At 64.8% G+C, this 12,991-nt stretch carries 11 protein-coding genes; 5 read left to right on the top strand and 6 right to left on the bottom strand.

Going from position 1 to position 12,991, the window contains the following annotated elements:
- Window positions 1-66: 66 nt before the first annotated feature.
- From GA829_RS05135 to GA829_RS05145, 4 genes are all read right to left on the bottom strand, one after another.
- Window positions 67-3,411 carry an error-prone DNA polymerase gene (locus tag GA829_RS05135; RefSeq protein ID WP_195177476.1) on the bottom strand — a complete coding sequence of 1,115 codons (3,345 nt, stop codon included), beginning with the start codon at window positions 3,409-3,411 and terminating at the stop codon, window positions 67-69.
- Window positions 3,408-4,889 carry a DNA polymerase Y family protein gene (locus tag GA829_RS05140; protein WP_258052324.1) on the bottom strand — a complete coding sequence of 494 codons (1,482 nt, stop codon included), beginning with the start codon at window positions 4,887-4,889 and terminating at the stop codon, window positions 3,408-3,410. The genes GA829_RS05135 and GA829_RS05140 overlap by 4 nt, the downstream gene beginning before the upstream one ends.
- Window positions 4,831-5,841: an ImuA family protein gene (locus GA829_RS36560; RefSeq protein ID WP_258052153.1), complete on the bottom strand. Its 1,011-nt coding sequence runs from the start codon at window positions 5,839-5,841 to the stop codon at window positions 4,831-4,833. The genes GA829_RS05140 and GA829_RS36560 overlap by 59 nt, the downstream gene beginning before the upstream one ends.
- Window positions 5,842-6,067: 226 nt before the next feature.
- Window positions 6,068-6,700, bottom strand: coding sequence for a LysE family translocator (locus GA829_RS05145; RefSeq protein ID WP_195177478.1), 633 nt, complete (start codon window positions 6,698-6,700; stop codon window positions 6,068-6,070).
- Window positions 6,701-6,835: 135 nt separating this feature from the next.
- Here GA829_RS05145 and GA829_RS05150 point away from each other — a divergent pair, with 135 nt between their 5' ends.
- Complete coding sequence (locus GA829_RS05150; protein WP_195177479.1) at window positions 6,836-7,258, top strand: metallopeptidase family protein; 423 nt, start codon at window positions 6,836-6,838, stop codon at window positions 7,256-7,258.
- 4 nt (window positions 7,259-7,262) lie between these two features.
- Window positions 7,263-7,604, top strand: a complete 342-nt coding sequence (locus GA829_RS05155; RefSeq protein WP_195177480.1) for a YunG family protein — start codon at window positions 7,263-7,265, stop codon at window positions 7,602-7,604.
- A 140-nt stretch (window positions 7,605-7,744) separates the two neighbouring features.
- Here GA829_RS05155 and GA829_RS05160 read toward each other — a convergent pair whose 3' ends face one another.
- Window positions 7,745-7,951 (bottom strand): DUF1737 domain-containing protein, encoded by a 207-nt coding sequence (locus tag GA829_RS05160; protein ID WP_195177481.1) that lies wholly within the window; start codon window positions 7,949-7,951, stop codon window positions 7,745-7,747.
- Between the two features lie 37 nt (window positions 7,952-7,988).
- Window positions 7,989-8,870: an HpcH/HpaI aldolase/citrate lyase family protein gene (locus tag GA829_RS05165; protein ID WP_195177482.1), complete on the bottom strand. Its 882-nt coding sequence runs from the start codon at window positions 8,868-8,870 to the stop codon at window positions 7,989-7,991.
- A gap of 293 nt (window positions 8,871-9,163) precedes the next feature.
- On the opposite strand from GA829_RS05165, the gene GA829_RS05170 reads away from it, so the two are divergent.
- The 3 genes from GA829_RS05170 to GA829_RS05180 are packed head-to-tail and all read left to right on the top strand — an operon-like array spanning window position 9,164 to window position 12,981.
- Window positions 9,164-10,711, top strand: coding sequence for a DUF4153 domain-containing protein (locus GA829_RS05170; protein WP_195177483.1), 1,548 nt, complete (start codon window positions 9,164-9,166; stop codon window positions 10,709-10,711).
- 3 nt (window positions 10,712-10,714) lie between these two features.
- On the top strand, window positions 10,715-11,410 hold the full coding sequence (locus GA829_RS05175) for a response regulator transcription factor (protein WP_195177484.1): 696 nt from the start codon (window positions 10,715-10,717) through the stop codon (window positions 11,408-11,410).
- Entirely contained in the window at window positions 11,398-12,981 is a 1,584-nt protein-coding gene (locus tag GA829_RS05180; RefSeq protein WP_195177485.1) for an ATP-binding protein, read from the top strand. Before GA829_RS05175 ends, GA829_RS05180 begins: the two co-directional genes overlap by 13 nt.
- Window positions 12,982-12,991: the final 10 nt, after the last annotated feature.

Here is a 12,991-nt window from a genome sequence, read left to right on the forward strand (position 1 = left end):
GCTTTGCGGCTGCTCCGCCCGTGGATGACGAATGCATGGATGCCATCACCAATGACCTCCCGGTTCCTACTGAAAATTGCGCCCCTTGGGCATGACGCTTTCAGCCTCTTCCGACAGCGTCGCGAGATCGCCCGGCGCATTCCGTATTGCCGGCCGATCCGGCCCCGCCTCCCCAACCGGCCGCTGCGGAAGGCGCACGTCCGCCGCTCCGGCGGGGCTGACCTTTTCCAGCAACACTGTCAGCCAGGGTGTCAGGTCCTCGATTTTCTCGGCGACGATGTGGATGACGCCTGATTCCGACTGCAGCTTGCCGGTGACGCGGACGAAACGCGCGCCCATGATGATGGGCCGGAAGCGGTCGAAGGTTCTTTGCCAGAAAATGACATTGGCGACGGCCTTGTCATCCTCCAGCGTCAGGAAGATCGCGTTGCCCTTGCCGGGGCGCTGCCGCACCAGAACGAGGCCGGCGACCGAGACGCGCCGGCCGTCGCGCACGGAGGGCAGCTTGGCATTGGGGGTGACGCCGGCCCGGTCAAGCCGTTCGCGCAGGAAGGCCACCGGATGCGCCTTCAGCGACAGGCCGAGCGCGCGGTAGTCGTGGATGACATGCTCGCCCAGCGGCATTTTGGGCAGTCGGGTCTCGGGCTCCAGCTCGCGCAGGCGGATTCCCGGCTGGTCAAACAGCGGCAGGGTTTCGGCGGCACTCTTGCGGTCAAGCGCGCGCACCGCCCACAGCGCTTCGCGGCGATCAAGGCCGATGGAGCGGAAGGCGTCGGCCTGCGCCAGCCTTTCGATCTCATCGACATCGAGGCTGGAGCGCAGCCAGACATCCCGCACGGATTCATAGCCATCGCCACGCCGGGCGACGAATGCCGCCATGCGATCCTCCGACAGGCCCTTGATCTGGCGAAAGCCTAGCCGCAGCGCGTAATCAGTCTTGATGACGCCACGCATGCCGGCGTGACGCGAAAGGATCTGTCCCGGATCGAAAGGCGCCTTCTCCAAAGTGCAGTCCCAGACGGAGAAATTGACGTCGACATCTCGGATCTCGACGCCGTGGTCGCGGGCGTCCCGGACAAGCTGCGCCGGCTGGTAAAATCCCATCGGTTGCGAATTCAGGATCGCGGCGCAAAAGACGTCGGGATAGAAAGTCTTGAACCAGCAGGAGGCATAGACCAGCAGTGCGAAGGATGCGGCGTGGCTTTCGGGAAAGCCGTATTCGCCAAAACCCTCGATCTGCTTGAAACAGCGCTCGGCGAAGTCTTTTTCGTAACCTCTATCGGTCATGCCGTCGACCATGCGTTGGCGATAATTGCCGATCGTGCCGGTGCGCTTGAAGGTTGCCATGGCGCGGCGCAGTTCGTCGGCCTCGCCCGGCCTGAAACCGCCGGCGACGATTGCAATCTTCATCGCTTGCTCCTGGAACAGCGGCACGCCAAGCGTCTTGCCGAGAATCTCTTCCAGTTCCGGTTTGGGGTATTCAGCTTTCTCCTTCTTTTGCCGACGACGCAGGTAGGGATGGACCATGTCACCCTGGATCGGACCAGGCCGCACGATCGCCACCTCGATGACGAGATCATAGAATGTGCGCGGCTCAAGTCGCGGCAGCATCGACATCTGCGCGCGCGACTCGATCTGGAAGACGCCAAGCGTGTCGGCACGGCAGATCATGTCGTAGACACGTTGGTCTTCCGCCGGGAGCGTGCCCAGCACGTAGGGGCGGCCATACGGATCCCGTGCCTTCGGATAGTGATCGGTAAGCAAGGTGAAGGCGCGCTGCAGGCAGGTCAGCATGCCGAGCGCCAGGATATCGACCTTGAGGATTTTCACCGCGTCGAGGTCGTCCTTGTCCCACTCGACCATCTTGCGCTCGTCCATCGCCGTCTTGATGATGGGCACGATCTCGTCCAGCCGGTCCCTGGTGATGACGAAGCCGCCGACATGCTGCGACAGGTGACGCGGAAACCCCATGATCTCGTTGGCACGTTCGATCACATGCGTGGATACGGGATCAGCCCGGTCGAGGCCGCCGGCCCTGGCCTCCTTCTCGCCGAGCTCCGAGGTCGACCAACCCCAGATGGAGCCGGATAGCGACCCCCTGACATCGTCGGACAGGCCCATTGCCTTGGCGACTTCGCGCAGGGCCGAGCGGCCACGATAGCTGACCACGGCCGCGGCCAGGGCGGTGCGCTTGGCGCTGTATTTGTTGTAGATGTACTGCATGACGATTTCGCGCTTTTCGTGCTCGAAATCGACATCGATGTCAGGCGGTTCGTTTCGCTCCTCGGAAATGAAGCGTTCGAAAAGCGAATCGATCCTCTCCGGCCCCACTTCGGTAATGCCGATGCAGAAGCAGACGACGGAATTGGCGGCCGAGCCCCGCCCCTGGCAGAGAATATCCTGGCTGCGGGCGTATTTGACGATGTCATGGACGGTCAGGAAGTAGCGGGCATAATTCAGCCGCTCGATCAGCGCGAGCTCTTCCTGGATGCGCTGCAGGACGCTGGCTGGAACGCCAGAGGGATAACGGGTGATGGCCCCCTCGCGCGCCAGTCTTTCGAGTTCGGCCTGCGGCCCGAGGCCCGATTCCGTCGGCTCGTCCGGGTAGTTGTACTGGAGGTCGCTGAGCGAAAAGGTCAGCTCCGCCGCGAAGCGCAACGTCTCGGCTAGCGCCTCTGGGTGCCGGCGAAACAGGCGCGCCATCTCCAGCGGCGGCTTCAGGTGGCGCTCGGCATTGGCCGTCAGTTCCAGCCCGGACTCCGAGACCGGGACATTGAGCCTGATCGCCGTCAGCACATCCTGCAGCGGGCGCCGCTCGGCCGCGTGGTAAAGAACATCGTTGGTCGCCATCAGCGGGATGCCGGCAAGGCCTGCCATCGCCGCTGCCTGCTCGATCCTGAACCGGTCGTTTCCCGCATAGTCAGGCGAAACGGCAAGCCGCAGGTTTCGCCCGAAGCGCTGCTTCAATTGGCGAAGCAAGGCAAGGTCGCCTTCGGTGGCTGCCGCCAGCTCCGGCAGGATCGCCAGCGACATCAGGTCGCCCCATTCGAGCAGGTCCTCGAGATAGAGCAGCGGCGCGCCTTTTTCGCTCTCGTCGCGCATATTGGCTTGCGTCAGCATTCGGCAGAGGTGGCCCCAGCCCTTGCGGTCCCGCGGGTAGGCCAGGACATCCGGCGTGCCGTCGCAAAACACCAGCCGGCAGCCGGGGTGGTAGGCGAGCGTCTCGACCTTGGCCTGCTGCCACGCGCGCACGACGCCGGCCACCGTGTTTCGATCGGCAAGGCCGATCGACGCGAAGCCGAGGAATTTCGCCGTGACCACCAGTTCCTCGGGCTTGGAGGCGCCGCGCAGGAACGAGAAATTCGACTGAATGCCGAACTCGGCATAGGGGATGATGGTCAGCGCGTTCATGCGAAGACCCCGTGCATGAACCAGCGCGGCGCAGGCAGGGCGGCGCCGTAAAGGCCTTGCCGGTAGAGCCAGTAACGGCGGCCATCGGCATCCTCGATGCGGAAATAATCGCGTGTCGATGTGGCTTCGTCGCGCGGCGCCTCACGCCACCATTCCGGCGCGATGCGTTCCGGCCCCTCGGCGCGCGTGACCCGGTAGAGCGCGCGCCGCCAGCGGAAGTTCAGCGGCGGTCCTTCCGGCATTTCGGTTGCCGGCACCTCGATCGGTTCGGGCGAGCGGAACAGCCGGATCGGCCGCTGCGGTCGGAAGACGGTCATCGGCGTCGGGTGCTTTATCCGGTCCGGCTTCTTCGGCGGCGCGATCCTTCGCGGCGCTTCGGTGAAAGGCACGGTCGCGACGGCGCGCTCGGGCAGATGGCTTTCGACGGCGATCGGTTTCAGCACGGCACCCTCGCCCAGCCGGGCGCGGATGCGGTCGGCGAACAGCGCGATATCGGCGCCGTCGTCGCTAGTCTCGCCGGTCAGGTCGGTCTGCTGCATGTCGAACGCGGCGGCCGACAGCACGGACAGGCGCACGAGGTCGAAGCCATAGCCGGCATCGATATCCTGTTCGAGCGCGGCCAGCCTTTCATGGAACAGGCGCTGGATCAGCATCGGCTCGCGCATCGGCCGTGATGTGCCGACGGCGATGCGGCTGACGGCGCCGTCGACGCGGAAGAGCAGCAGCGCCAGCAGTCTTGCGCCCTCGCCTCGGCGTTCAAGGTCCGCCTTCAGCGTCGTCGCCAGCATGCGCACCAGCTGCTCGATGTCCTCGGTCAAGGTGATGGGTTCGGAGAGGTGTCGCTCGACCGACAGCGGCGCGACCGGCAGGCGGGGCGAGACCGCCTCGTCGAGCCGGCCAAGCGCCTGGTCGAGGCGCAGAAGCAGGGAGGCGCCGAAGCGGCGGGCGAGCGGCGCGCGCGGCGCCGCCATAACGGCGCCCGCCGTGCGCAGGCCGACACTTTCCAGGCTGGTGCGGATGTCAGGCTCGATGCGCAGCGCCGCCAGCGGCAAAGGCGCGAGCAGCGCTTCCTCTTCGCCTGACACAACGATGCGGTCGCCGGAAAACCGTGCCGCCGCCCAGGCAGCGCCCGGTGTCGCGGCAAGGCCGGCGCGGACATCAAAACCCTGATGGAAGAAGCGCGACAGGATTTCGTCCAGCATCGCGCGTTCGCCGCCGAAAAGATGGGTGCAGCCGGTGACGTCGAGATAAAGGCCATCCGTGCTGTCCAGCGCCACCAGCGGGGTGTAGCGGTCGCACCAGTCGGCAAGGCCTTCGAGCAGGCGGCGGTCGGCCTCCGGATCGGCTTCCAGGATGTCGATCGACGGATGCATGGCGCGCGCATCGGCGATGCCCATGCCGCGCTTCAGATGCAGCGCCTCAGCCCGCTCGTCGAGGGCGGCGATGCGCTGCGCGTTGCCCTGGCGATGGCTGATCACCATCGGCCGGTGATCCGACGGCCGCGAACGCCAGGACCGCCCCAGACGCTGCCGCAAGATCCTTTCCGCCGCGAGATGCGGGAACCACAGAGACAGGATTCTTTGCCCGTTCTTCCTGGGATCTTTCCTCAAAGACGCGTTCATCGGGGTTCCACTCCAGTGTGAATTGTCCGGGCAAGGCCGTGCGGCTCTTGCCGATGGTGACAGTGAAGGCCGGTCGGCCGATCGAGCCGTCAAGCGGCCCGGCGATGGTGTCGCGTGGGGTCGCCGGCGCCGACGACAGGATGAGGCGCACCGGCGCCGCCGTCGGCTCGGCTTCGGCGGCCTGCCGCAGCAGGAATACCGGCCGGCCAGCCATCCGCGCCCTTGCGTGCAGGCGGCGGGTCGCGGTCAGGTCCAGCCGATGCGGATTGCCGCGCACTTCAAGGATGACGGCGGCGAGCGCCGTCATCCTTGCTGCCTCCTCGGCGACCCACAAAGCGTCGACCAGCCGGGGCGCTTCGGAAAACAGCAATTGGTCCGGCTCGATGCCGAAAGAGGCGTGAAGCCCTCTTGCGTAGGGGAAGCCCGCCTCGTGAAAGATCTCCGTGGTGCCGATCCACAGCAGCGGCAGGCGCGGGCCCTGCTTGAGGATCAGGCTTGCAAGCGACAGGGCAAAGCCGGCCACGGCACCGGCATCGCGGGTCTCGGCGCCGTGGATCTCGCTCAAGGCGGCTTTCGGCAGGCCGCCGCTCAGGGTGTCATCGAGGCGATCGGCACCGGTGCGCAGGAACGCATCCGGCGTTGCCACGGCAATGCCGCGCCGGACCACTGTGCGGTCAGTATTGGGGCGGTCAGCATCGGGCGATGCGCCGGCCGGCGCCTCCAGGCGCTCGGGCAGCGTTCCCTCGATCTTCGCGATCTGGCGGCGCAGGGCAAAAACAGTCTCCCGCGCCACGGCGGTTATCGCCATGACGGTCAGCTTCCATTCACAATTGTTCCTGTTATGTTCCTATAGATTCCAGAGGGCACTCCAAGAGTCAAGCAGACTCACGGGGAATTTATTCCTCTCTGGTCGTTTGCCCTGGAGCGGTACGCCGTTTGATGGGATCGCGGAGCCGCTCCAATTCCCCGTTTTCAGGCAACTCCGAAGGGAAAGCGCGAAGCGCTTTTCCTGGGAAGCCGTTCCTGGAATTGCCTCAGCGCTGGCCGCCAAGGGCCAGCCGTGCGGCAAGCCCCGCGAACACGGTTCCAAGCAGGATCCGTGGCGCGCGCTGAAACCGCGTGCGGCGTGACAAGGCCGCGCCGATCCGGCTCGCGGTCAGGATGACCAGGCCATTGACCACCAGTCCGATCAGGTTGAGCACGGTTGCCAGCAGCAGGATCTGGCCGGCGACGGAACCGGCCCGCGGCTGCACGAATTGCGGGAACAGCGCCAGCACGAACAGCGCCATCTTCGGGTTGAGCAGGTTGGTCAGCAATCCCTGCCGGAAAATGCGTGTCCGCGAGTAGCGCGGCAGGCCGGCGACCGGCGCGAGCATGGCCCCGTCCGAGGTGAACGCCTTCCATGCGAGGTAAGCGAGATAGGCAGCACCGGCATAACGCACGATGTCGTAGGCGATGGGGGCGGCGAGAAACAGTTGCGACAGGCCGAAGGCGGCGGCCAGCGCATGGCAATAGGTGCCTGTGGCGATGCCGATATAGGTCGCCAACCCCGCCGCACGCCCCTGGCTGGCGCTGCGGGATGCGATCAACAGCATGTCCGGCCCCGGCGTCGCGGTCAAAGCGAGGCAAGCAATGGCGAAAAGTCCAATGGTGGAAAAGTCCGGCATGAGAGCTCCTGATACATGGCCGGAACCGATGCCTACTCGATTCCTTGAGAACAGCAAAGTATCTGGAGCAGGAATTGCCGCGCCATTTGCCGAGCCCGGCGCGAAAGCCTATATGCCGGGATCAAAGGATAAAGCATGGCCCGCATCTACAAGACCCGCACCTGGCACGACGAGCTTTCGCCGGCGATGGAGGAAATGGAGTTCCTGGCGCTGGAGGCTTACGCCCACCTGCCGGAGGATTTCCGCAAGCTGACCGGCGAGATCGTCATCCAGATCGCGGAGTTCCCGACCGACGAGATCATGGACGACCTGTCGCTGGAAACGCCCTTCGACCTGCTCGGCCTGTTCGAGGGACGCGGCATCGCCGAGCGCTGGAACCCGCAGACCGGCGAAGGCCCGAACCGCATCACGCTCTACCGCCGCGCCATCCTCGACTACTGGGCCGAAAACGAGGAAACCCTGGGCGACATCGTCACGCATGTGCTGATCCATGAGATCGGCCATCATTTCGGCTTATCCGATGACGATATGGAGAAGATTGAGGAAGCGGCAGAGTAGTTCCATGCGCAATTTCACCAACCCCGGCGAACTCTTCGACAGATTGAAAACCGCCTGGAGCCCCGAAAGCTCGAAAAGCTGGAGCGCCGAAAACCCGGCCAAAGGCCAATGCAGCGTCACCTCGCTGGTCATCCATGACGCATTCGGCGGCGATATCCTGAAGACCCAAACGCGTGGCGGCACGCATTTCTACAATGTGGTTGACGGCATCAAGTGGGACATGACGATCAGCCAGTTCGACCGGCCGATACCGTTCGCCGACCTGGCGTCCAGCCGCGAAGAGGCGATGGCGGACACCTCGCCCGCGCAATATGCCGCGCTCAAGGCCAGGCTGAACCTGGGCTAGGGCGTTTCAGGAAAAGCGTGAACGGTCTTCCCGGGAAAAGCGCTTCGCGCTTTCCCTTTGGAATCGCGTAAAAACAAAGAGATAGAGCCTGCTTCACCCCGAACGGATCTGGATGGAACGGGCTCTATCCTGACGTTTGACTACCAGTCGCTGAGCTTGGTGTCTGGGCCGTATTCCTGGCCCTCGATATCCTTCACCACGGCCTGGCCGCAGCGCATGGTCTTGGCCTTCTTGTCGTAGGCGTAGGTCGGCGAGCCGAACAGATGCCAGCCCTTGTTGAGCGCCGCCGTCACCTTGTGACAGAAGCTGGCGTCGTCCGCAGCGGTCAGAAAACGGTAGAGTTTCATCGTTCAAGTCCTGTTGTGTACCCGTAGCCGGCCAACATCATGCGCTGATGGCAGCGGCCTTCGCCAGCAATTTTTCCGCCTGCGCGAGATGTAGCCGCTCGACCATCTTTCCGCTCAAGGCGATCACGCCCTTCTGTGCATTTTCGGGCAGCGCGAAGGCCTGCTTCACCGCGCGGGCCTCGGCCACGGCTTGCACGGATGGCGCAAAGGCATGGTTGGCGGCTTCGATCTGGGCCGGGTGGATGAGGGATTTTCCGTCGAACCCCATTGCCGCCGCTTCCGTGCACTCTCGCGCATAGGCGTCCAGGTCGCGAAAATCGTTGGCGACACCGTCGATAATATCGATGCCGCCGGCCCGCGCGGCCAACACCATCTGCATCAGCCAAGGCACCAGATAGCGCCGATCAGGCGTCGCCAGCACGCCGGTGTCCTTGATCAGATCGTTCGTTCCGGCAATGAAACAATCAAGGCGTGAAGCGGGATCGCGGCCAAGTTCGGCAATGGCGCCAATGTTGAGCATGCCCTTCGGCGTCTCGATCATCGCCCATAGTTTCACGCTGTCGGGGGCAAAATTGTCGTCAAGCAGATCGCCGACCTCGAGCAGGTCGCGCGGCGTGTCGACCTTGGTCAGAAGAATGCCGTCGGGTTCGCAGCCGGCGGCGGCCAGCAGGTCATCGTTGCCCCATTCGCTGGCCAGCGCATTGATGCGGACAATCATCTCGCAACGCCGTTCAGGGCGGCTGGCGAAGATGTTTTTCAACTTGCCGCGTGCGGCAATCTTGTCGGCAGGGGCGACGGCATCCTCAAGGTCGATGATGACCGCATCGCAGGCCAACTGCCCGATCTTGGCCAGCGCCTTGTCGTTCGAGGCGGGGACGTAAAGCACCGAGCGGCGCGGTGGATGGATTTCGGTTGTCATGCCCGATCTATGCCGCTTGCGGCCAGCCGAGGCAAGCCGCTGGCGCCTGCACAAAAACTGCACAGGATTGCCGAAAACCTCCTGAGCTTCGCCCCGCCGGCTGCATATCGGCCTGCGATACCCGGTGCCATGCAAAAGCCAAGCAAGAACCGTTGGTCCCTTCCCGCCCGCCTGCGCAGCGAGGGCTGGTGGCTTGTCGACCCGCCGCGAGCGAGCCAGACGGCGGCCGTCATCGCCTTTGTCCGCAAGAAACCGCCGGCGGTTCGGCTGCAAGCCATAGGGAAGGCCCTGACATGACCTCGTTCCTCAGCGCCGCGCCGAGCTATTGCAGCCGTTTCGGGGTCGCCGTGCTGCTGGTCGTGCTGGCGGATTTTCTCTTCTACGGCCAGCCCGCCGGCATCACGGTCTTCCTGTTCGCCATCCTGATCGCCGCCGCAGTCGTTGCCGTGCATCCGGCAGCGTTCAGCGATGGCAGGCTGTGGATCAAACCCGCCGCCCTGCTCGTCGCCCTGCTGCCGCTCGCCGAAAATGTCAGTGCCCTGTCCGTGTCGATCGCGCTCGCGGCGCTGAGCGTGTTCGCGCTTTCGATGAGCGCGCGGCGGCGCGGCGGGGCTGCTCGGATCGCCGGCCAGATCGCGCTTTTCCTGCTGGCCGCGCCGGTCCGCTTCATTCATGATTTCATCCGCTGGCGACGGACGGCGCGTCGGTTCGGACGGCGCCGCATCCGCTTCGCGGCAATCGCCGTCTGGGTGATGCCGCTGACGCTTGGCGCGGTCTTTCTCGCCCTGTTCGGCGCCGCCAATCCGGTCATCGAATACTGGCTGTCGCTGATCGACCTTTTCAAACTGCTCGATCTGATCCAGCTTGTCCGGATTGCCTTCTGGCTGTTCATTCTGGCCGGCGTCTGGGTCTTCCTGCGGCCGCGCCTGCCGCGTTTTCCGCGCCGCATCGCACGGCTGAGATCCGGGCTTGCCAATGCCCACCCGAAGGCCAATCCGGGCCGGCACGTGGTCGAGGAGGTCCTGTTCGGCAAAGCCGCCATCCTGCGTGCGCTGATTGTCTTCAACGTCCTGTTCGCGGTGCAGACAGTGCTTGACGGCGCTTACCTATGGGGCGGCATCGCCTTGCCCGACGGGCTGACCTATGCCGCCTATGCGCATCGCGGCGCCTACCCGTTGATCGTCACAGCGCTGCTCGCCGCCGGCTTCGTGCTGGCAGCGCTCCGGCCGGGCAGCGCGACATCCGCCGACCCGTTGATCCGGCGGCTTGTCTATCTCTGGGTGGCGCAGAACATCGTGCTGGTCATCTCGTCGATCCTGCGGCTCGATCTCTATATCGGCATCTATGCGCTGACCTACTGGCGCGTCGCCGCCTTCGTCTGGATGGGGCTGGTGGCGGCTGGCCTTGCGCTGATCATCGCCCGCATCGCGATGGAAAAACGCAATGAATGGCTGCTGTCCGCCAATCTTCTGACGTTATCGGCGACGCTCTATGCCTGCTGCTTCATCAACTTCGCCGTACTGATCGCCAATTACAATGTCGACCACTCCCTCGAAATGACCGGCCAGGGCACCCAGCTCGACACCTGGTATCTGCGTTCGCTTGGCCCGGCTGCGTTTCCTGCCTTCGATCGCTTCCTCGATCATCAAGGCAAGACAGCCGGCGATCCCGCCCTGCGCCAACTCGCGGGCGTGCGGATAGAGGAAGACGACGCGTTTCGCCTGCTCCTGCAAAACTGGCGTGCGTGGAGCTTTCGCGACTGGCGGCTTCTGCGCTATCTCGACAGGAGAGGTCCGCCCGTGGTTCCTAGGGTCTCCGAACCTTCCCTGCCGGGCCGCTGATCCATGCCGCATCACATACTGGTCGCCGACGATGATCCGCACATCCGCGAGGTGATCTGTTTCGCGCTGGAGAAGGCCGGCATGAAGACAGTTTCAGTCGCCGATGGCGCGGCGGCGTTGCAAGCCGTCGAGCGCCGCGCGCCGGACTTGATCGTGCTCGACATCGGCATGCCGGAAATGGACGGACTGGAGGTCTGCCGGCAGCTGCGCCGCACATCGGAAGTGCCGGTGCTGTTCCTGTCGGCGCGCGACGAGGAGATCGACCGCATTCTCGGGTTGGAGATGGGCGGCGATGACTATGTGACAAAACCGTTCAGCCCGCGCGAGCTGGTCGCCCGCGTCAACGTCATCCTGCGGCGCGCGCGCCCGGCAGCGCCCGAGCCAACCGACGACCGGCAGTTCTCGCATGGCAAGCTCATCCTGGCGCCGGCCCGCCATGCCGCCAGTTTCGATGGCCGGCCGCTGGCCCTGACAGGCATCGAGTTCTCTATCCTGAAGGGGTTTCTCGCCCGCCCCTTGCATGTGCTCGACCGCGACGTGGTGATGGCCAATGCCTATGCCGCCAACATCCATGTCGCAGACCGCACTGTTGACAGCCATATCCGCAACATCCGCGCCAAACTGGCGGCGGCGGGCTGCCTGGATGCCATCGAGACCGTCCATGGCGTCGGTTTCCGGCTCGGCCGATGCGGAGCCTGAACGGCAACAAATGGATTGGCAGAAAATGGCGGCCTCGCCTCGCCACGGTCGTCATTGCCATCCTGGTCCTGGTGATGGCGCTGCCGCTGGTCGGCCTGTTCTTCTTCCGGCTCTATGAGAACCAGCTGATCCGCCAGACCGAGGCGGAGCTGATCGCGCAAGGTGCCGCTGTCGCTGCCATCTATGCGCAAGATGTGCGCGACGCCGGCATTCCGGCCGAAAAACTCGGCGCGGCGATGCCCGTGATCCGCAACGCAGACAACTATCCCTACCTGGCGATCGAGCCGCGCCTCGACCTGGCCTCGGATACGGTCCTGCCGACCCGGCCGGACGGTGTCGCCGCCTCACCCGATCCGGCTTTCGCGGCGATCGGCGTGCGCCTGTCGGGCATTCTCGATGCGACGCAGAAAACCACGCTCGCCGGCTTCCGGCTGCTCGACCCCAATGGCATCGTCATTGCCGGGCGCAGCGAGATTGGCCTGTCGCTCGGTGGTGTCGAGGAGGTTCGGGCGGCCCTGGCCGGCCGCTATGCCAGCGCGCTCAGGCTGCGGATACCCGAGGAGCCGTCGCCACCGCTCTATTCGGTCAGCCGCGGCACCAGGGTGCGCGTCTTCGTTGCCATTCCGGTCGCCATCGATGGCAAGGTCGCCGGCGTCGTCTACATGTCGCGGACGCCCAACAACATCGTCAAGCATCTCTATGGCGAGCGCGGCAAGGTGGTGCTGGCGGCCATCGCCATCCTCGGCGGCACCTTGCTCATCGGCCTTGTCTTCCTGCGCACCGTCAGCCGGCCGATCTATGAACTGATCGACCGCACCAGCCGCATCGCCGCCGGCGACCGGCAAGCGATCAAGCCGCTGGCGCATCATGGCACGCGCGAAATGGCCGAGCTTTCCGCCGCCTTTCTCGACATGGCCGAAAAGCTGCAGGCGCGGTCGGACAGTATCCAGACCTTCGCCACCCATGTTTCGCATGAACTCAAGTCGCCGCTGACGGCGATCCAGGGCGCCGCCGAACTGTTGCGGGATTCCGGCAGTGCGATGGACGATGCCGAGCGGCAGCGGTTCTCCAACAACATCGTCACCGATGCCGGGCGGCTCAATCTCCTGGTGCGGCGGCTGCTCGACCTGGCGCGGGCCGAGAATCTGGCGCCCAGCGGCGACAGCACATCGCCCGTGGCGGCACTGGCGCTCTTGCCCGCCGACAGCAGGCTGGATGTTCGCATCGAGGCGGGCGGCGATATCGGCCTGCGCATTTCAGGCGAGAACGCGGCCATCGTGCTTGCCAATCTCATCGACAATTCAGCGCGCCATGGCGCGACGCGGGTTTCCATCACCGCCGCCAGCCTGGATGGCAAGGCGAGCGTGCTGGTCAGCGACGACGGCGCAGGGATTTCGCCAAGCAACCGGACCCGTATCTTCGAGCCGTTTTTCACCACGCGCCGCGATTCCGGCGGCACCGGCATGGGGTTGGGCATCGTGCTGGCCCTCCTGAAAGCGCATGATGGCACGATCCGGCTGGTTGACTCCGAGCGCGGCACGCGCTTCGAGATCATCTTGCCGGTTGCTTGATGATGCAGGC

It is taken from the genome of Mesorhizobium sp. INR15, from assembly GCF_015500075.1.
GTDB lineage: Bacteria > Pseudomonadota > Alphaproteobacteria > Rhizobiales > Rhizobiaceae > Mesorhizobium.